The 17,818-nt window shown below is 69.6% G+C and carries 16 protein-coding genes and 2 pseudogenes; 6 read left to right on the top strand and 12 right to left on the bottom strand.

From position 1 onward, the window contains the following. Window positions 1-40 precede the first annotated feature (40 nt). The 4 genes from ACN6LD_RS10590 to ACN6LD_RS10575 all read right to left on the bottom strand — a co-directional run bounded on the left by ACN6LD_RS10590 (window position 41) and on the right by ACN6LD_RS10575 (window position 3,669). Window positions 41-913, bottom strand: a complete 873-nt coding sequence (locus ACN6LD_RS10590; protein WP_319187955.1) for a universal stress protein — start codon at window positions 911-913, stop codon at window positions 41-43. Window positions 914-918: 5 nt separating this feature from the next. Further along, a complete protein-coding gene (gene adhP, locus ACN6LD_RS10585; protein WP_445042968.1) occupies window positions 919-1,941 on the bottom strand; it encodes an alcohol dehydrogenase AdhP in 1,023 nt (340 codons plus the stop codon). Between the two features lie 32 nt (window positions 1,942-1,973). Continuing rightward, window positions 1,974-2,879 carry a universal stress protein gene (locus ACN6LD_RS10580; RefSeq protein ID WP_445042967.1) on the bottom strand — a complete coding sequence of 302 codons (906 nt, stop codon included), beginning with the start codon at window positions 2,877-2,879 and terminating at the stop codon, window positions 1,974-1,976. A gap of 154 nt (window positions 2,880-3,033) precedes the next feature. Continuing rightward, window positions 3,034-3,669: a hypothetical protein gene (locus ACN6LD_RS10575; protein WP_445042966.1), complete on the bottom strand. Its 636-nt coding sequence runs from the start codon at window positions 3,667-3,669 to the stop codon at window positions 3,034-3,036. A gap of 229 nt (window positions 3,670-3,898) precedes the next feature. Here ACN6LD_RS10575 and ACN6LD_RS10570 point away from each other — a divergent pair, with 229 nt between their 5' ends. After that, on the top strand, window positions 3,899-5,611 hold the full coding sequence (locus tag ACN6LD_RS10570; protein ID WP_445042965.1) for a SulP family inorganic anion transporter: 1,713 nt from the start codon (window positions 3,899-3,901) through the stop codon (window positions 5,609-5,611). Here the strand turns inward: ACN6LD_RS10570 and pflA are convergent. The 6 genes from pflA to ACN6LD_RS10540 all read right to left on the bottom strand — a co-directional run bounded on the left by pflA (window position 5,605) and on the right by ACN6LD_RS10540 (window position 13,469). After that, window positions 5,605-6,333, bottom strand: coding sequence for a pyruvate formate-lyase-activating protein (pflA, locus tag ACN6LD_RS10565; protein ID WP_319188022.1), 729 nt, complete (start codon window positions 6,331-6,333; stop codon window positions 5,605-5,607). The genes ACN6LD_RS10570 and pflA overlap by 7 nt on opposite strands. 5 nt (window positions 6,334-6,338) lie before the next feature. Further along, window positions 6,339-8,597: a formate C-acetyltransferase gene (gene pflB, locus ACN6LD_RS10560; RefSeq protein WP_319187963.1), complete on the bottom strand. Its 2,259-nt coding sequence runs from the start codon at window positions 8,595-8,597 to the stop codon at window positions 6,339-6,341. Between the two features lie 144 nt (window positions 8,598-8,741). Next, window positions 8,742-9,665 carry a carbamate kinase gene (locus tag ACN6LD_RS10555; protein WP_319187965.1) on the bottom strand — a complete coding sequence of 308 codons (924 nt, stop codon included), beginning with the start codon at window positions 9,663-9,665 and terminating at the stop codon, window positions 8,742-8,744. A gap of 4 nt (window positions 9,666-9,669) precedes the next feature. After that, on the bottom strand, window positions 9,670-10,671 hold the full coding sequence (gene argF / locus ACN6LD_RS10550) for an ornithine carbamoyltransferase (protein ID WP_319187968.1): 1,002 nt from the start codon (window positions 10,669-10,671) through the stop codon (window positions 9,670-9,672). A gap of 18 nt (window positions 10,672-10,689) precedes the next feature. Next, on the bottom strand, window positions 10,690-11,904 hold the full coding sequence (locus tag ACN6LD_RS10545; RefSeq protein ID WP_319187970.1) for an arginine deiminase: 1,215 nt from the start codon (window positions 11,902-11,904) through the stop codon (window positions 10,690-10,692). Window positions 11,905-11,978: 74 nt separating this feature from the next. Continuing rightward, entirely contained in the window at window positions 11,979-13,469 is a 1,491-nt protein-coding gene (locus ACN6LD_RS10540; protein ID WP_319187972.1) for an APC family permease, read from the bottom strand. Between the two features lie 389 nt (window positions 13,470-13,858). Between ACN6LD_RS10540 and ACN6LD_RS10535 the strand changes: the two genes are divergently transcribed. From ACN6LD_RS10535 to ACN6LD_RS10515, 5 genes and pseudogenes are all read left to right on the top strand, one after another. Then, window positions 13,859-14,323, top strand: a complete 465-nt coding sequence (locus ACN6LD_RS10535; protein WP_319187974.1) for a cyclic nucleotide-binding domain-containing protein — start codon at window positions 13,859-13,861, stop codon at window positions 14,321-14,323. Next, window positions 14,217-14,723: pseudogene (locus ACN6LD_RS10530) on the top strand (CBS domain-containing protein); the annotation flags it as partial. The gene ACN6LD_RS10535 and the pseudogene ACN6LD_RS10530, both read left to right, overlap by 107 nt. 12 nt (window positions 14,724-14,735) lie before the next feature. Further along, a pseudogene (locus ACN6LD_RS10525) lies at window positions 14,736-14,834 on the top strand (CBS domain-containing protein); the annotation flags it as partial. After that, window positions 14,814-15,056 (top strand): BON domain-containing protein, encoded by a 243-nt coding sequence (locus tag ACN6LD_RS10520; RefSeq protein ID WP_445043018.1) that lies wholly within the window; start codon window positions 14,814-14,816, stop codon window positions 15,054-15,056. The pseudogene ACN6LD_RS10525 and the gene ACN6LD_RS10520, both read left to right, overlap by 21 nt. Before the next feature lie 208 nt (window positions 15,057-15,264). Next, window positions 15,265-15,966, top strand: coding sequence for a response regulator transcription factor (locus ACN6LD_RS10515; RefSeq protein WP_319187977.1), 702 nt, complete (start codon window positions 15,265-15,267; stop codon window positions 15,964-15,966). A gap of 66 nt (window positions 15,967-16,032) precedes the next feature. On the opposite strand, the gene ACN6LD_RS10510 is transcribed toward ACN6LD_RS10515, so the two are convergent. After that, entirely contained in the window at window positions 16,033-16,938 is a 906-nt protein-coding gene (locus ACN6LD_RS10510) for a DUF1918 domain-containing protein (RefSeq protein ID WP_319187979.1), read from the bottom strand. Between the two features lie 106 nt (window positions 16,939-17,044). Further along, window positions 17,045-17,647, bottom strand: a complete 603-nt coding sequence (locus ACN6LD_RS10505) for an Rv1733c family protein (RefSeq protein ID WP_319187981.1) — start codon at window positions 17,645-17,647, stop codon at window positions 17,045-17,047. Window positions 17,648-17,818 lie beyond the last annotated feature (171 nt).

Here is a 17,818-nt window from a genome sequence, read left to right as displayed (position 1 = left end):
CGGTCGACCCGGCACGCGTCCTTGACCGCTGCCGTCGCTCTCACATCTGCTCGGGAACCACCGCGACGGCGCAGACGGCATGGTGCAGTACGCCATGGGCGACACGCCCCAGCTGGAGTCCGAGGTAGCCGGGGTTGCGGCGGGCCCCGACCACCAGCAGGTCGGCTTCGCTCGAGGCTGCCAGGAGCACCCGTCGGGCCGGGCCCTCCACGGTGCGGCGTTCGACGTCCACGTCGGCCGGCGCGCTTTTCAGCGCTTCCTCCAGGATGTCCGCCGCGTGCTGTTCGTGCAGCCGCGATGGTTCACCGGCCAGGAGAGGATGATCGGTGCTCTCGTGGGCCGGGCATCGCCAGGCCCGTACGGCGTCGAGGGTCGCGCCACGTGTTCGCGCTTCCCGCACGGCGAACTGCAGGGCTGCGGATTCGGCCCCTTTCTCACCGACGCCCACGACGACCCGGCCGCCCGTTGTGGCGTGGACCCGGTTGTCGGCGTCGCCGCCCAGCACGATCACCGGGCAGTCGGCGTGGGCGGCGACGGTCAGACTGACCGATCCGACCAGCATCTCCACGATGCCGCTGCGACCGCGGGTGCCGAGGACCAGGGCGGCGGCGCCGCGACCCTCGCGAACGAGCGCGTACTCGGGTTCCTCCGGCAGCACGTCGGTGGAGATGCTGAGGTGCGGCTGACGCAGACGGGCCCGTCGCTCGGCGCCCCGCAGGATGTCCTCGGCTGTGACCCGTCCGGTCGGCTTGCCGAGGTCCTGCGCGAGCGCCGCGCCCTCGTAGCGCTCCCAGAGGGAGGCGTAGACCAACCTCAGCGGTGCGTCACGCAGGGCGGCCTCGTCGGCCGCCCAGTCGACGGCCCGCAGGCTCGGCTCGGAGCCGTCCACACCGACGACGATCGGAAGGTCCATGGTGGTCACCGTCCTGTGCAGAGGTCGAAGACGATGCGGGCCTTGACCTCGCCGCGCAGCACCTCGTCGATGGAGTCGTTGACGGAGTCGAGGGGGCGGGCCTCGGAGATGACCTCGGTGCGGCCGGCCGCGTGCAGCTGGAAGACCTCGGCGAGGTCCTGCCGGGTGCCGACGATCGAACCGATCACCGAGGTGCCGTTCAGCACGGTGTCGAAGATGGGCACGCGGACGGTGCCATGTGCGGGCAGGGCCACCATCACCAGCTTGCCGCCCCGCCGCAGCCCCGCGTTCACCGCTTCGAAGGCGGCGTCGTTCACGGCGAGCGCGATGGCGGCATGGGCGCCGCCGTGCTGTTTGAGGACCTGGCCGACGTCCTGCTTGCGGGCGTCGATCACGAGGTCGGCGCCCAGTTCCGTGGCGAGTTCGAGCTTTTCGTCGGTGACGTCGATCGCGGCGACCGTGGCGCCGGCGATCTTCGCGTACTGCACGGCCAGATGTCCGAGGCCGCCGATCCCGGAGATCGCGACGAGCTGGGTAGGCTTGACGTCGGCGACCTTCAGGGCCTTGTACGTGGTCACTCCCGCGCAGGTCAGCGGGGCGGCGTCCAGAGCCGTGATGCCCTGGGGCACCGGCTGCGCGAAGTCGGCCCAGGCGAGCATCTTCTCGGCGTAGCCGCCGTCGCAGCCGTAGCCGGTGTTGATCTGCTGCTCACACAGCGTTTCCCAGCCGGAGAGACAGTGCTCGCAGCGTCCGCAGGCTTTGCCGAGCCAGGGCACGGCGACGCGCTGCCCGACGGAGAGGTGGGTGACGCCCTCGCCGAGCTTTTCGACGAGGCCGACGCCTTCGTGTCCCGGGACGAACGGCGGGTTCGGCTTGACCGGCCAGTCGCCGTGGGCGGCGTGAATGTCGGTGTGGCAGAGCCCTGACGCCTCCACCCGGACGCGGACCTGGCCGGGGCCCGGCTCCGGGTCGGGTCGCTCCTCGATGACCAGGGGTTCGCCGAACGCTCGTACGACCGCTGCCTTCATGGGTCTCTTCTCCTCGGGAATGTCGGGTCGGGTCAGTCGTGGGCGACGACGGCGACGGGGACGGTGCAGTGATGGAGCACCGCGTGCGTGACGTGGCCGATGTGGGCGCCGAACGGCATTCGGCGGACGCGCCGGCCCACGACGACGAGCGAGGCCTCGCGGGAGGCGTCGACCACGTGGACGCCGGCGCTGCCGTAAAGGCACTCCTCGACGACCTCCACGGACGGGTACTTCTGCCGCCAGGGGCGCAGGGCCTCGGTCAGGCGTTCGGCCTCGGCCAGGGCCAGCCCCTCATGCAGTGCCGGGTTGGCGGGCGTGCCGTACGCGTAGTACGGCGGCGGATTCCATCCGCGGACGACCCGCAGCGAGGTGTTCCGGCGGACGGCCGCGTCGAAAGCGAATGCGACGAGGGTCGGATCGGGATGCTCCACGTCGAGACCGAGCACCACGGGCCGGAACGGAGCAGCTGCGGACGGAACACCGGCGGGGTCGGGTTCATGCTCGTCAGCGGCCGCCTCCAGTGCGCGGATGAGCACCACGGGGCGCTGCGCGTGGGCGATGACGGACAGGCCGACGGAGCCGACCATGAAGCCGCCGATCCCGCCCATCCCACGCGAGCCCAGAACCAGCAGCTCGGCGCTCTTCGCCGCCTCGGCGAGAACCTCGGCCGGGCGGCCGGAGACCTGCTCGCTGATCACCTCGACGCTCGGGTGGCGCAGGCTGATGCCCTCGGCCGCCTCACGGGGGATCCGTTCGGTCCAGTGCCGATGGGTCTCGGCCCCCAGAAGGGGGGCTTGGGCCATGGGCTCCGGAACGGGCTCCCAGACGTGGACGATCTTCACGGGCAGGTCGCGCAGCTTCGCTTCGCGAGCCGCCCATTCCGCGGCGGCCCTGCTCTCGGGCGAGCCGTCGAGACCTACGGTGATGGTGCGAGGCATGATCTCCACCTCCTGGTGGGGCGAGGCACCCGATGTCAGGATCGGGTGCGGGGGGATCGTTGTGGAGGGGCCACTGGTCCCGGATCGGGGCCGACCGACCCTCCGCAGCGCGCCGAAGCGGTGGGCCCCGGGTGAGCCCACCGCGTCGAGGTGGTCAGCGCATCCAGCCGTGGTCTCGCACGAAGGGCAGCTTGGCCCAGAACCGGCCCGCGCCCAGGGTGTCCCCGGCGGCGGCCGCGGCCAGGACGATCAGGGCGATCGCGTAGACGACGTGGTAGTCGGCGAACGGGTTGGTCGACATACTCGGCGAGCCGTCCGAGAGGTGCTTGGCCGGCGGCCACTCGGCCAGCCACATCAGCGCCATCATCGCGGTGCCGGCAACCGCGGCGAGTCGCAGTGCGACGCCGGCGACCAGGGCGAGGCCGATCCCGAGCAGACCGAGCATGAACAGCCAGTTCGCCCAGGTGTCGCCCGCCCAGGAGTGGAAGGTGGACTCCATCGGCCCGACGGCGACCGAGCCGAGGAAGCCCTTCGTCGGCGATCCGCCGTCGATCCAGCCCTTGCCGGACGGGGTGGCGTAGCCGAGGCCGAAGGTCTTGTCGAGGAAGGCCCACAGGAAGACGAACCCCGTGAGCAGGCGCAGGGATGCGAAGGCGTAGGCCCGCGCCGTGTGCGTGTGCGTGCCGGTCTCCGCCGACACGGCCACCTCGGACCCGGAGGCGGTCCGGTTCCTGCGCAACGACGGCAGGTGGAAGCCGGAGTTCCGGTGCGGGTGCTCGTGCAGGGCCATGATCGTGTTTCCCTTCGAGGCGGTCCGGTCGTTCCTGATGCACCTCACTCTGGCCCTGCGAGCCGGACGGCGACGGATGCCGAAGGGTCCACCCTCATGGGCTGAACGACCCAACGTTCAGCGGCCGTTGGACTTGAGTGCGACATTCCGGACACGCTGGCCGTCGCCACAGGTCTCGCGTCCGGTCGGCCTGCGGCGGATCATGGGGTGAGACAACGGAAGGCGGCAGATGTCCCACGGCTCGGACGGCAAGGTCTCCAGTTGGCGTCGGCTGTCGCCCGGGCTCGTCCGGCTCCTGGGGTACCGGCGTTCGTGGCTCACCGGCGATCTGCTCGCCGGCATGACCGTGGCCGCCTATCTCGTCCCCCAGGTCATGGCGTATGCCGGGGTGGCGGGGCTCCCGCCCGCGGCCGGTCTGTGGGCCATCCTCCCGGCGCTCGCGCTGTACGCGCTGTTCGGCTCCTCGCGCCTGCTGTCGGTCGGACCGGAGTCCACGACCGCGCTCATGACGGCCACCGTCGTTGCGCCGCTCACCGCGGGCGACTACGGGCAGTACGCGTCTCTCGCGGCGAGCCTCGCCATCACGGTGGGATTGCTCTGCCTCGTGGCCCGGGTCTTACGTCTGGGTTTTCTGGCGGACCTGCTCTCCCGGCCGGTCCTCATCGGCTATCTCGCCGGTGTGGCACTCATCATGACGGCGGACCAGCTGACCAGGCTCACGGGGGTGGAGACCGCCGGCTCGGACTTCTTCCCCCAACTGTGGTCCTTCGCCCGTCATCTACCGGACGCGCATCTGGCCACCGTCGTGTTCTCTCTCGTCACCCTCACGATCCTCTTCCTCATGGCCCGCTACGCGCCTCCCCTACCCGGCCCGCTGACGGTGGTCGTCCTCGGCACCTGCGCCGTCGTCGCCTTCGATCTGGACGGCCGCTACGGGCTCGACGTGATCGGCGAGATCCCGGCCGGCCTGCCTGGTGTCGCCGTCCCGGATCTGGGCCGGCTGCCGCAGCTCGTGCTGCCCGCGCTCGGCGTCCTGCTCGTCGCCTACACCGACTTCATCCTCACCGCGCGAGCGTTCACCGACCGCGAAGACGAAGGACCCGGCCTCGATCCCGACCAGGAGTTCCTCGCTCTCGGAGCGGCGAACATCGGTGCCGGGCTGCTCCAGGGCTTCCCGGTGAGCAGCAGCGCCAGCCGCACCGCCCTCGCCTCCTCCGCGGGCGCCCGCAGCCAGGCGTACTCCCTGGTGGCCGGTGCGGTGGTACTCGCCGTGCTGCTCTTCCTCAGCCCGCTGTTGGCGCGCACGCCGTCCGCCGTGCTCGGCGGGCTCGTCGTCTACGCTGCGGTACGCATGATCGACCTCGCGGGCTTCCGCCGGCTGGCGTCCTTCCGGCACCGGGAACTGTTCCTCGCCCTTGGCTGCCTCACCGGGGTGCTGGCCCTGGACATCCTGTACGGGGTGATCGTGGCCGTCGGTCTGTCGGTGGCCGAGTTGCTGGCCCGGGTGGCGCGCCCGCACGACGCCGTCGAGGGGGTGGTTCCGGGAGTGGCAGGAATGCATGACGTCGATGACTACCCCCAGGCCCGCACGGTCCCGGGGCTGCTGGTCTACCGCTACGACTCGCCTCTGTTCTTCGCCAACGCGGAGAACTTCAGGCGCCGAGCCCTGGCCGCCGTAGGCGGGGAGAGCATGCCCGTCCGCTGGTTCGTCCTCAACACCGAGGCCAACGTCGAGGTCGACATCACCGCCCTCGACGCGGTCGACGAGCTGCGGCACGAACTGGCGCACCGCGGCATCGTGTTCGCCCTGGCGCGGGTGAAGCAGGACCTGTTGGACGACCTGGAGGCCTATGGCCTGGTCGACACCATCGGTGCGGATCGGATCTTCCCGACGCTCCCGACCGCGGTGACGGCGTACCGGAACTGGCTCGACGCTCAGTAGGCCGCGACGCCGTGTGCCCTGAAACGTGCGCGGACGTCTTCGATCAGGCCGGGGCCGGGCACCGGATTGTCGCGGAGCGGGAAGGGGATCCCGAGGGCTTCGTACTTCGGGGCGCCGAGTCTGTGGAAGGGCAGTACATCGACGCGCTCGGCCGTCCCGAGGCCCGCGACGAAGCGGGCCAGGTCGTCCACGCGCTCCAGGTCGTCGGTCCAGCCTGGGACGAGCACGTACCGGATCCACAGAGGGACACCCAGACGGTCGAGACGCGTGGCGAAGTTCAGGGTGGGCGTGAGCTCGCCCCCGGTCAGTTTCCGGTAGGTGGCGAGGTCGAAGGATTTGATGTCCAGCAGCACCAGGTCGGTGTGGGCGAGGAGCTCGTCGCTGGCCCGCACGCCCAGGAACCCGGAGGTGTCCAGGGCGGTGTGCAGCCCTGCCTCCTTGCAGCGGCGCAGCACCTCTCCGGTGAAGGCGGACTGGAGCAGCGGCTCACCGCCGGTGAGCGTCACCCCGCCGCCTGCCGCAGTGATGAAGGCGCGGTACTTGTCGATCTCCGCCATCACCTCGTCCACCGTCGTCTCACGGCCGTCGCGCATGTGCCAGGTGTCGGGGTTGGCGCAGTACAGGCAACGCAGGGGGCAGCCGCTGGTGAAGAGAACGAACCGGGTCCCGGGACCGTCCACGCCGGTGGACAGGTCCCAGGAGTGGATCCGGCCGGTCGTCATGGTCTTCACAGCGTTCCGTGGAAGGTACGGCTGATCACGTCGAGCTGCTGCTCGCGGGTCAGGCGGACGAAGTTGACGGCGTATCCGGAGACCCGGATGGTGAGGTCGGGGTACTTGTCCGGGTGCTTCATCGCGTCCTCGAGGGTGGCACGGTCGAGCACGTTGACATTCATGTGGAAGCCGCCGGCCGACATGTAGGCGTCGAGGATGCCGACCAGATGGCCCGCCCGCTCCCCCGGCCAGTGCCCCAGCCCCTCGGGGGTGATGGTCGTGGTGAGTGAGATACCGTCGCGGGCCTGCTCGTACGGAAGCTTGGCCACCGACAGCGCGGAAGCGGCCACACCGTGCCGGTCACGGCCGTTCATCGGGTTGGCGCCCGGAGCGAAGGGCCGGCCGGAGCGGCGTCCGTCGGGAGTGTTGCCGGTGTGCTTGCCGTAGACGACGTTCGAGGTGATGGTCAGCACCGACTGGGTGTGCTCGGCGTCCCGGTAGGCGGGGTGCTCGCGGACCTTGGCCATGAAGGACTCCACGAGGCCCACGGCGATGCTGTCGGCGCGGTCGTCGTTGTTGCCGTAGGCCGGGAAGTCTCCTTCGGTGCGGAAGTCCACGGCGAGGCCGGTGGCGTCCCGGAACACCTTCACCTGAGCGTACTTGACGGCGGAGAGGCTGTCGGCGGCGACCGAGAGACCTGCGATGCCGCAGGCCATGAAGCGGTGCACCGGGTAGTCGTGCAGGGCCATCTCGAGCCGCTCGTAAGCGTACTTGTCGTGCATGTAGTGGATGACGTTCAGCGCGTCGACGTACGTGCGCGCCAGCCAGTCGAGGACGCGGTCGTAGGCGGTCGACAGTTCCTCGTAGTCCAGGTAGTCGCCGGTCAGCGGAGCCGCTGCCGGGGCTATCTGTTCGCCGGTCATCTCGTCCACGCCGCCGTTGATCGCGTACAGCAGTGCCTTGGCGAGGTTGACCCGTGCTCCGAAGAACTGCATCTGCCTGCCCACCGCCATGGCGGAGACGCAGCAGGCGATCGCGGTGTCGTCCCCGGTGCGCGGCCGCATCAGCTCGTCGGACTCGTACTGGACGGCGCTGGTGTCGATGGACACCTGGGCGCAGAACTCCTTGAACCCGCCTGGCAGTCGTGGCGACCACAGCACGGTGAGGTTGGGCTCGGGGGCGGGGCCGAGGTTGTAGAGGGTCTGCAGGAAGCGGAAGGAGGTGCGGGTGACCAGCGGGCGGCCGTCGTCGCCGATGCCGCCGATGGACTCGGTCACCCAGGTGGGGTCGCCGGAGAACAGGGCGTCGTATTCGGGGGTGCGCAGGAACCGTACGATCCGCAGCTTGATGACGAAGTCGTCGATGAGTTCCTGGGTGCGGGTCTCGTCGAGCACGCCTTCATCGAGGTCGCGCTGGAGGTAGATGTCGAGGAAGGTCGAGGTGCGGCCCAGCGACATTGCGGCGCCGTTCTGCTCCTTCACGGCGGCGAGGTAGCCGAGGTAGAGCCACTGCACGGCCTCGTGCGCGGTGCAGGCGGGGCGGGAGACATCACAGCCGTAGGTGGCCGCCATCCGGGCCAGCTCGCCCAACGCCTTGATCTGCTCGGCGAGTTCCTCACGGTCGCGGATGACGTGCTCGCTCGACGGCCGGCCGTCGAGCAGGGCCTTCTCGGCCCGCTTCGCTTCGATCAGCCGGTCGGTGCCGTACAGGGCGACGCGCCGGTAGTCGCCGATGATCCGGCCGCGGCCGTAGGCGTCGGGCAGCCCGGTGATGATGCCGGCCTTGCGGGCGGCTCGCATCTCGGGCGTGTACGCGTCGAAGACGCCGTCGTTGTGGGTCTTGCGGTAGGTCCCGAAGACCTTGGTGACGAACGGGTCGGGCTCGTATCCGTACGCCTTCAGGCCGTTCTCCACCATGCGCAGACCGCCGTTGGGCATGATCGCGCGCTTCAGCGGAGCGTCGGTCTGGAGGCCGACGATCAGTTCGCGGTCGCGGTCGATCCAGCCCGGCGCGTGCGAGGTGATCGTGGCGGGAGTGGCCGTGTCGACGTCGAGGACGCCCCGGCGCCGCTCCTCGGGGAACAGCGCGCTGACCTTCTCCCAGACGGCGCGCGTGCGGTCGGTGGGTCCGGCCAGGAATGCGGCGTCGCCCTCGTACGGGGTGAGGTTGGCCTGGATGAAGGCACGTACGTCGATCTGCTCGCGCCAGTTCGTCCCGGCGAACCCTCGCCAGGCCTCGGTGACTCGATCACCGACTGTCACGGTTGCGGTCATCGCCGTTCCTCTCCTCGGTTCATTTCCCACGGTTCGATGCTTGCCGTTCGTGATCGCCGGCGGGAGTGCCGTGCGGAGCCCGTGGGCGGGCCCGTCCGGCCCTGTCGCCGGGGCCGGACGGCCCCACGACTCCTCGCCGGCTTCTCAGTCGGCGGTGAGATCGGGGCGGATCAGGGTGCCCGACCTGCCGTGAACGATCTCGTACGCCGCGTCCAGCGCGCCGATGGCGGCCAGCCCTCCGGTCCGCTCGACGAACCGGGCCGCGGCCTCGGCCTTGGGCCCCATGGAGCCCTCGGGAAGACCTCTGCGGCGCAACTCGGCGGGCGTGGCGTCGAGGACTGGCTTCTGGCCGGGGGTGCCGTAGCCCTCGTAGACGCACGGGACATCGGTGAGGATGAGCAGGAAGTCAGCCTTCAGGTCCTCGGCGAGCAGGGCTGCGGTGAGATCCTTGTCGATGACTGCTTCCACGCCGGTCAGCGCCCCGGTGTCGTCGTCGGCGGTGACGGGAACACCTCCACCGCCCGCGCAGATCACCAGGGTCCCGCTGTTCAGCAGCTCGTGCACGGTGGTGGTCTCGAGGATCCGCTCGGGTGCCGGTGAGGGCACGACGCGGCGCCAGCCTGTGGTGTCCTGCGCGATGTGCCAGCCACGCTTGCGGGCGAGGGTGCGGGCGAGTTCCCGGGAGTAGACCTGGCCGACGAACTTGGTGGGCCGTGCGAACGCCGGGTCGTCGGCGTGTACGAGGGTGTGGGTGACGAGGGTGGCGATGCGGCGGCCGGGCAGGGCGTCGTGCAACGTGCAGGCCAGCAGGGATCCGATCATGCCCTGGGTCTGGGCGCCGAGCAGGTGCAGCGGATAGGGAGCGCTGAGGGCGGGGTCCGAAGCGCTCTCCATGGCGAGGAGGCCGATCTGGGGGCCATTGCCGTGGGTGAGGACGAGCTCGTGCTCGTGGGCCAGGGCGGCGAGGGCCGTGGTGACCCGGTCGATGTTGGCCTGCTGGACCGCGGCGTCGGGGCGTTCGCCTCGGTGGAGAAGGGCGTTGCCGCCGAGGGCGACGACGATACGCATGGCTTCAGTCCTCCAGGGTGGCGACGAGTACGGCCTTGATGGTGTGCAGCCGGTTCTCGGCCTGGTCGAAGACGATCGACGCGGGCGAGGAGAAGACGTCGTCGGTGACTTCGAGTCCGTCCAGGCCGTAGGTGTCGAGGAGTTCGCGGCCGAGGCGGGTGCGGCTGTCGTGCAGGGCCGGCAGGCAGTGCATGAACTTCACGTCGGGGTTGTCGGTGGCGGTGAGCGTCTTGTCGTTGACCTGGTACGGCAGCAGCAGTTCGATGCGCTGCCGCCAGGTGTCGGCGGGCTCTCCCATGGAGACCCAGACGTCGGTGTGCAGGAAGTCCGCTCCGCGTACGGCGCTCTCGACGTCCTCGGTGAGGGTGATCCGGGCGCCGCTGTGCTCGGCCGCTCCCCGGCAGGTGGTCACCAGGGCAGGGTCGGGCCACAGCCGGGCCGGCGCTGCGATGCGGATGTCCATGCCGAGCAGGGCGCCCATCGACAGCAGGGAGTTGCCCATGTTGTTGCGGGCATCGCCGAGGTAGCAGTATGCGATCTCAGGCAGGGGCTTGCGACTGTGCTCGCGCATGGTCAGGACGTCGCACAGGCTCTGGGTGGGATGCGCGGTGTCGGTGAGCCCGTTGTAGACGGGGACTCCGGAGTGGGCGGCGAGTTCGGCGACGAGGCTCTGGGCGGAGCCGCGGTACTCGATGGCGTCGAACATGCGGCCCAGGACGCGAGCGGTGTCGGCGATGGACTCCTTGCCGCCGATGTGGGTGTCGCCGGGGCCCAGGTAGGTGGTCGCTGCGCCTTGGTCGGCAGCGGCGACCTCGAAGGCGCAGCGGGTGCGGGTGGAGGTCTTCTCGAAGAGCAGCGCGAGGTTCTTCCCGGTCAGCCGGGGCTGTTCGGTGCCGTTGCGCTTGGCCGCCTTGAGGGTGGCGGCGAGGTCGAGGAGGTGGTGGATCTCGGCGGCGGTGAAGTCGAGTTCGCTCAGGTAGGAGCGGCCTCGCAGGTCGATTGTCATGATGGTTCCCCCTGGGTTTCAGGCGACCGGGTCGCGTTCGACGGGGCAGCTCATGCAGCGTGGACCGCCGCGGCCACGGCCGAGTTCGGCGCCGGCGATGGTCACGATCTCGATGCCTTGCTTGCGCAGGTAGGTGTTGGTGGTGACGTTGCGCTCGTAGCCGACGATCACGCCGGGGGCGAGAGCGAGGAAGTTGCTGCCGTCGTCCCACTGCTCGCGCTCGGCGTTGCGGATGTCCTGCGGGGCGCAGAGCATCCGGACCTTGTCGAGATCGAGGGCCTCGGCGAGGGCGGTGGCCAGATCGGAGTTGGGGGCGACGTCGAAGCCGCACTCGCGTGAGCCGCTGGGGGTGAGGGTCCAGGAGCGCAGGGAGTCGGACAGCCCGGGGTAGATGACGAAGGTGTCGTGGTCGACCATCGTCAGCACGGTGTCGAGATGCATGTAGGCGCGGGCGGCGGGGAGTCGGACAGCGACGAGCCGGTGTGCCGTGCCCTCGGTGAACAGCCGGGCGGCCAGGTTCTCGACCGCCTGGGCAGTGGTCCGCTCCCCCACGCCGACCATGACGGCGCCGTTGCCCAGGACGTGGACGTCGCCGCCTTCCAGGGTGCCCACCGAGCCGTCGAGGATCGGTGCGGGAGCGACGCCGGCGAACATCGGATGGAAGCGGTAGACGGCCTCGGCATGCAGGCTCTCGCGCCGTCGTGCCGCCTTGGCCATCGGGTTGACCGACAGACGGTCGTACATCCAGCAGGAGTTGTCGCGCGGGAAGAGGTGGTTGGGCAGCGGGGCGAGGGCGAAGTCGTCGGCGTCCAGCGTGTTCCAGACCAGGCTGTGCGGAGTGGCCAGCGGCAGGTCGCTCTTGAGGAGGCCGCCGATCAGGTGTGCGGCGAGGGTTTCCCCGTCGAGCTCGGCGCACAGTGCCCGCACCGGGTCGATCAGCGCGGGTCCGACGGCCGCCGGAGTGATCACCCGGTCGAGCAGCCAGTTGCGGGCTTCGGCGCCGTCCAGGGTCTGGGCCAGCAGCTCGGCGAAGTAGTGCACCCGGGTGCCGTGGTCGCGCAGGACCTGGGCGAAGGAGTCGTGCTCCTCGCGGGCGCGCTTGGCCCAGAGGATGTCGTCGAAGAGGAGGGCGTCGACGTTGCGTGGGGTGAGGCGGGAGAGTTCGATGCCCGGGCGGTGCAGGATGACCTGGCGCAGCCGGCCGACTTCGGAGTCGACATGGAACGTGTTCATGGCGTTGTTTCCTCTGTCGTGAGGTGGGGACCGATCACTCGTGACGGCGTCGGCCAGCCCCGATGACGTCGTGGTCAGTCCTGGTGGTGGTAGTCGTTGCGCTTGCGCGGGCCGCCGACTCGGCTGGTGCCCAGCGCCCGGGAGAGTCGCTTGGGGGTGGCTGGATTCTCCGGGGCACGCTCCTCGCGCGGAGCGCGGGATGCAGGCAGCACCGACTCGGCGTCGCCGTACCGGCCCTGGCGCTGCTTGAGCCAGATGTAGACGGGCAGCCCGAGCAGCACCACGAACAGCCCGTAGTAGACGGTCTGGTAGCCGCTGCCCTGGATGGACCAGTAGGAGAAGGCCAGCGCCAGGGCGGCCACGGTGAGGTCGCGGGTCAGGCGGCGTGAGCTCAGGGATACCCGTCCGCGCACCAGCAGCCAGTACAGCTGGGCTGCGGCGGAGAACAGATACGGGATCACCGCGGTGAGCACACTGAGCAGCACGATCTTGGTGAAGACGTCCTCGAAGCGCGTGTAGCTGAACACGGTGATCAGCGAGGCCAGCACGGTGGAGGCGATGATGCCGAAGGCGGGAACTCCGCTCTCCCCACGCAACTTGGCGAAGGCGTCGGGAAAGAGTCCGTCGCGCGCGGCGGCGTAGGGCATCTCCGCGCACAGCATGGTCCAGCCGTTGAGAGCTCCGATACCCGAGATGATCGCGGCGAGCGCCACCACGTCTCCCGCCCAGGCGCCACCGACGATGTTGTTCGCGGCGTCGGTGAACGGTGCGGTGGTGTTGCCGAGTACCCCGTGCGAGACGGTTCCGAAGACCGCGAGCGTGCCCAGGATGTAGATGACGGCGCACAGGAGGGTGCCGTAGACAGTGGCGCGGGGCACGTTCCGTTCCGGCTCACGCACCCGGCCGGCGACCACCGAAGCTGCCTCCAGACCGAGGTAACTGAACAGCGCGATGGCGGCCGCGGCGGAGATCGCACCGACCGCCGACCGGCCGCTGGCGTTGAAGGGGCCGAAGTTGCCGGGGTCGATGAAGAACAGTCCGACGGTCGCCATGAAGACGAGCGGCACGAACTTCAGCACGGTGGTGATCACCTGGAACCCGCCCATGTTGCGGACGCCGGTGAGGTTGATCGCGGCCGCTGCCCAGAGCCCGCCGAGGGCGATGGTCATGGAGACCCACGTCCGGTGACCGGTGTTGATGAACACCTCGACGTAGCCGACCCAGGCCACTGCGATCGCCGCGTTGCCGGCCCATGCGGTGATCCAGTACGACCACGCGTTCAGGAACCCTGCGAACTCGCCGAACGCCTCCCGGGCGTAGACGTACGGCCCACCGCTCGCCGGAACCCGCTTCGACAGTGCCCCGAAGGTCAGCGCGAGGGCCAGCGCGCCAATTGTCACGACGCCGAAGGCGACGAGAGAGACAGGTCCGTAGGGGGCGAGAGCGGACGGGAGTGCGAAGATCCCGGTGCCGATGATGGTGCCGATCACGAGCGCGGAGGCTGCCGGGAGACCGAGAGCCGCATCGGGTGCCGCTCGCTCCCCCTTCGCCGAGTTTCTGGGCATGGCTGTGCTCCTTGTGCAAGTCGCTTGGTACGGGCTGATCAAGGAACGATGTTTCTGCGCCACACCGGATCAGGGCAGCGGCCACACGGGCCCGCAGGGGTGCCGAAGGTCCCCGCGCCGGAGGACCGTACAGCCCAACTCATCATGAGTGCAGACCGGTTGGCGCCCGGTTTGAGCCCTTCAGCCCGGTTGTCACCCTGGGCTCCGTCCAGCCCTCGCCACCGGCCCGGCCTTCCCGGCATCGGATGACCTCTCTCAACACCATGCCTAAAAGTTCATATTAGGTACCGAATGGACCGATCCGTGGGCCGGGTGGCCCATGGCCTGGCCGGCGGACCCCGGCACACGCTGGTGCCGGAAGCCCTTACATCCCGCCGTGGAGGCCTGCCATGAACTCTTCCCGCACACCCGGCATGCTGCGGTCGCTGTCCGCCGACCAACACCAGCGGGTCATGCGCGTCGCCCGGGAGGTGTCCATCCCGCAGGGAACACGCCTCTTCGAGGAAGGCGCACGCGCCGACCGCTTCTGGATCATCCGCACCGGCACGATCGAGCTCGACATGCGCGTGCCCGGCCGCCAGGCGGCCGTCATCGAGAGCCTCGGGCACAACGAACTGGTCGGCTGGTCCTGGCTCTTCACCCCGCACGTCTGGCACCTGGGAGCCGAGGCGACCACTCCGGTGCGGGCCTACGAGTTCGACGCCACGGCTGTCCGGTCGATGTGCCAGGACGATCCGGCGCTGGGCCATGCCGTCGCCCGATGGGTCGGCGAAGTCCTCGCCCACCGTCTCCGCGCGGCCAGGACCCGTCTCCTGGACCTGTATGCCCCGTACGGCGCCGGCAGCCTCAGCTGACCTCACCCCGGACAAGGACGAAGGAGTGGCCATGCACGGCACACCGCACATCGTCAGCGATGTGATGACCCACACCGTCGCCGCGGTCGGCCGCGGGGCAACCTTCACGGAGATGGTCCGGCTGATGCAGGACTGGAAGGTGAGCGCCCTGCCCGTCATCGAGGGCGAGAGCCGTGTCGTAGGCGTTGTCTCGGAGGCGGATCTGCTGCCCAAGGAGGAGTTCCGCGACAGTGACCCCGACAGGTACACCCAGTTGCGCCGCCTGTCCGACCTGGCCAAGGCCGGCGCGGTGACCGCGGGCGAACTGATGACGTCCCCCGCTCTCACCGTCCACCCGGACGCCACACTCGCCGAGGCCGCCCGGGTCATGGCCAGGGCCAAAGTCAAGCGGCTTCCTGTCGTCGATGCCCTGGGCATGCTCGAAGGCGTCGTCAGCCGTGCCGATCTCCTCAAGGTGTTCCTGCGCACCGACGAGGAGCTGGCCGAGGAGATACGGCGCGAGGTCGTCTCCTACCTGTTCCCCCAGCCGGGCTCCCAGGTGCGTGTGGAGGTGCGGGACGGTGCTGTGAAGCTCGTCGGACAGATCAGGGACATGTCGCTGGTGCCGGTCGCGGCACGACTGGTGCGCGCCGTCGAGGGCGTCGTGGACGTGGACTTCGACGTCTCGCACCGCGGCGAGGCGGCCCATGCGGAGGAGGATCCGGCAGACGGCACCCGCAGCGGTCGTGCGTGAACCTCCCGGGAAGTGCGGCGGTGGGGCTACCGGGTCGCGCCGCCTCTCCCCGGCGAGGCCCCCCGGGAGCACTTCATGATCACCACATCAGCGGCGCCTCTCGGGTGAGTGGGGCCGGTCGGCCCTAGTACATTCGGTCCCGGCAAGTGATGATCGGCGTCAGGGACAGCCCCGAGGTCTGTCCTCCACCGGGGAACGAGGGGTCGCCATGCCAGAGCCACGTGTCTTCACCGAGCAGAGCCCGATCCGGGTGTTTCTGCTGGACGACCACGAGGTCGTCCGCCGTGGTCTGGCAGACCTGCTCAACGCCGAGCCTGACATATCGGTGATCGGCGACGCCGGAACCGTCGACCACGCCCTTGCACGAGGCCCGGCTCTGCGCCCCGACGTCGCCGTCCTGGATGTACGTCTGCCGGACGGCGACGGCATCTCGGTCTGCCGGGAGCTGCGCAACCAGATGCCGGAGCTGGCCTGTCTGATGCTGACCTCGTTCGACGACGAGGAAGCGCTCCTCGACGCGATCATGGCCGGCGCCTCCGGTTACGTCCTCAAGCAGATCAGGGGCTCCGACCTGGTCTCGGCCGTCCGCACGGTGGCATCGGGCCAGTCCATGCTCGACCCGGCGACCACGGCCCGACTGATGCGCTCGTTGCGCGCCGATCCCGCAGACACCCCTGCCGTGCCGTCCGAGCTGGCGAGCCTCTCCCCCCGCGAACGAGACATCCTGGCCTTGATCGGCGACGGGCTCACCAACCGCGAGATCGGCAAGAAGCTCTATCTGTCGGAGAAGACCGTCAAGAACCACATCTCCCGTCTGCTCGCCAAGCTGGGCGTGCAGCGCCGGGTTCAGGCAGCGGTCCTCGCCTCGCATCTCGAACAACCGGACACCGGCGATCACCGATCCAAGTGATCAACGACGGAACGGTCGGGCCGGGGCCGGTGGACCGTGGGGCGCCTTCCAGACGGGGCGCTGTTCTCAGCCATCGACCGGGGTGATGCGCCGGCCCGTGAGCCTTACGGGCCGGATCGACACCCACATCTCGCGCTCACCCCCCGCCCATGGCGTGGTGTGGGCCTGTTCGGTGAGCCTGTGCATGTGCGCGGGCTTGGTCACAACCGTCGCGGGTCCGATGGCGAGGACGCTCCAGCCCCGGCGCAGGGCCTCGTCCATGTGGTCGACTTCGAAGGCGACCTCGCTGCCGACGGCCGACGCCGGTGTGGAGTGCGGCGCCGTCCGGAAGACGATCGCGTCGTCGACGACGTCGTAGTTGACCGGAAGCACCGCCAGGCGGCCGTCGGCAGCCGACACCGCGATGCGCCCCACGCCGTGGGTGGAGAGCAGGGTGCGGCATTCCTCCGGGCCGATGTCGCGCAACTCGGGATGGAGCCGCACCTGTGCGTGGCCGGGCGGCAGATCCGTTCCTCCGCCACGCAGCGCGGTGACGGTGGTGCCCAGCACGTCGGCCAGCTTGACGAGAGTTGCCGCACTCGGGTCGCCGGGATGTTCCTCCAGATACTCCAGGTAGCCCGCGGACATGCGGGCGCGTCGCGCCGTCTCCTCAAGGCTGAGGTCCCGATTCCGGCGTTCTACGGCTATGCGTCGGCCGATATCTCCGGGGTGGGGTCCGTGTGACGATGCCGCCGTCTCGGCGGGGACAGGTGCGGAAGGCCGGTTACCGGCCCCGGACCGTCCATGTTCGAGGTGGTGGACGTGTGCATCAGGTCCGGGAAACACGAGTGTCACTTCGTCCGTGTCCGACCAGCGCACGTCGTACGGGGGTGTTCCGTCCGCGTGGTGGAGGCCGACGATCTCACCGTCGCGCCTGGCGGCGCTGGTCTTCGTGCTTTCGATGACGAGCTGGTCGCCGAGGTGAGCTCTCATGGTGCCGCCCTTCCTCAGAATGTGCTGTATTCAACGTGCCACACGCGGCGGGCCACAGGTTGTGCGCCGGCCGGAGACCACGGCTCTTCGGCCCGGCTCCGGGTCGTCAGCGGCGGAATCGTGCGGACCACCGGGGTTCGACGAGTTCCCACTCGGCGGCCCATCTGGCGTACCTTCTCCGGTCCAGGACCAGGCTCATGCCGGCACGGGCCGCGTGGGACCCGACGGCCACGCCGAACGCCGCCATTGCACCCATGAGCCATCCGCTGGTCGTCGCGTTGAGCGCGCTCGTCGGTTCGGTGGTGACGGTTCCTTGCCGCGTGACCCATATCCGCACGGTGGCGCCTTCCGCCATGCCCGGTTTCACCAGAGCGGTGCCCGTCCGCACGGTGCCGTCGCCGTCGGTCCAGCGGACCGGTGCCGCCCGCTTCGCCCAGTCTCCGCCCTTCACGTCCGACGTCAGACGAGCAGTGACCTGATGCCGTTGTGCCGCCTGGGTTCGCCCGGTGCGCATCGACGCCTCGTAGGACGTCAGTCCCGCGCCGAGCGCGGCCACCGGCATCCCGACAACGAGCACGACCATGAGGAGACGGCGGAACCAGCACTCGATCCTGTCGGACGGGCGTCTCAGGGAGTTCGCGCCCTTGAACGTGTCGCCGCCGCGCCCGGGCTGCGGACCGGATGCGTACGGCGATCCCTGTGCGCTCATGAGTCGGCCTCCCGTGACTTGTCGGCCGGGCCTGCACAACGTGTTCTCACCGTGCGACGCCGAGAGGCTCCGCGCCTTGGGCCGAAGGTCCCTATGGGAGCGGTATGCGGTCCAGGATCCTCCACTCCACATGCGCCGGAGTAAGGAATGCGGTACTCCTCGTAGGAGAGC

This window comes from Streptomyces sp. SAS_272, from assembly GCF_052543235.1.
This window is presented reverse-complemented; position numbering and strand designations above follow the sequence as displayed.

Coding starts and splice junctions, on each gene's coding strand:
- pflB (WP_319187963.1), bottom strand. CDS start 8,597: ATGACCGCAACCGTGACAGTCGGTGATCGAGTCACCGAGGCCTGGCGA.
- adhP (WP_445042968.1), bottom strand. CDS start 1,941: ATGAAGGCAGCGGTCGTACGAGCGTTCGGCGAACCCCTGGTCATCGAG.
- ACN6LD_RS10570 (WP_445042965.1), top strand. CDS start 3,899: ATGTCCCACGGCTCGGACGGCAAGGTCTCCAGTTGGCGTCGGCTGTCG.
- ACN6LD_RS10540 (WP_319187972.1), bottom strand. CDS start 13,469: ATGCCCAGAAACTCGGCGAAGGGGGAGCGAGCGGCACCCGATGCGGCT.
- ACN6LD_RS10580 (WP_445042967.1), bottom strand. CDS start 2,879: ATGCCTCGCACCATCACCGTAGGTCTCGACGGCTCGCCCGAGAGCAGG.
- argF (WP_319187968.1), bottom strand. CDS start 10,671: ATGACAATCGACCTGCGAGGCCGCTCCTACCTGAGCGAACTCGACTTC.
- ACN6LD_RS10515 (WP_319187977.1), top strand. CDS start 15,265: ATGCCAGAGCCACGTGTCTTCACCGAGCAGAGCCCGATCCGGGTGTTT.
- ACN6LD_RS10535 (WP_319187974.1), top strand. CDS start 13,859: ATGAACTCTTCCCGCACACCCGGCATGCTGCGGTCGCTGTCCGCCGAC.
- ACN6LD_RS10510 (WP_319187979.1), bottom strand. CDS start 16,938: ATGAGAGCTCACCTCGGCGACCAGCTCGTCATCGAAAGCACGAAGACC.
- ACN6LD_RS10575 (WP_445042966.1), bottom strand. CDS start 3,669: ATGGCCCTGCACGAGCACCCGCACCGGAACTCCGGCTTCCACCTGCCG.
- pflA (WP_319188022.1), bottom strand. CDS start 6,333: ATGACGACCGGCCGGATCCACTCCTGGGACCTGTCCACCGGCGTGGAC.
- ACN6LD_RS10555 (WP_319187965.1), bottom strand. CDS start 9,665: ATGCGTATCGTCGTCGCCCTCGGCGGCAACGCCCTTCTCCACCGAGGC.
- ACN6LD_RS10545 (WP_319187970.1), bottom strand. CDS start 11,904: ATGAACACGTTCCATGTCGACTCCGAAGTCGGCCGGCTGCGCCAGGTC.
- ACN6LD_RS10590 (WP_319187955.1), bottom strand. CDS start 913: ATGGACCTTCCGATCGTCGTCGGTGTGGACGGCTCCGAGCCGAGCCTG.
- ACN6LD_RS10505 (WP_319187981.1), bottom strand. CDS start 17,647: ATGAGCGCACAGGGATCGCCGTACGCATCCGGTCCGCAGCCCGGGCGC.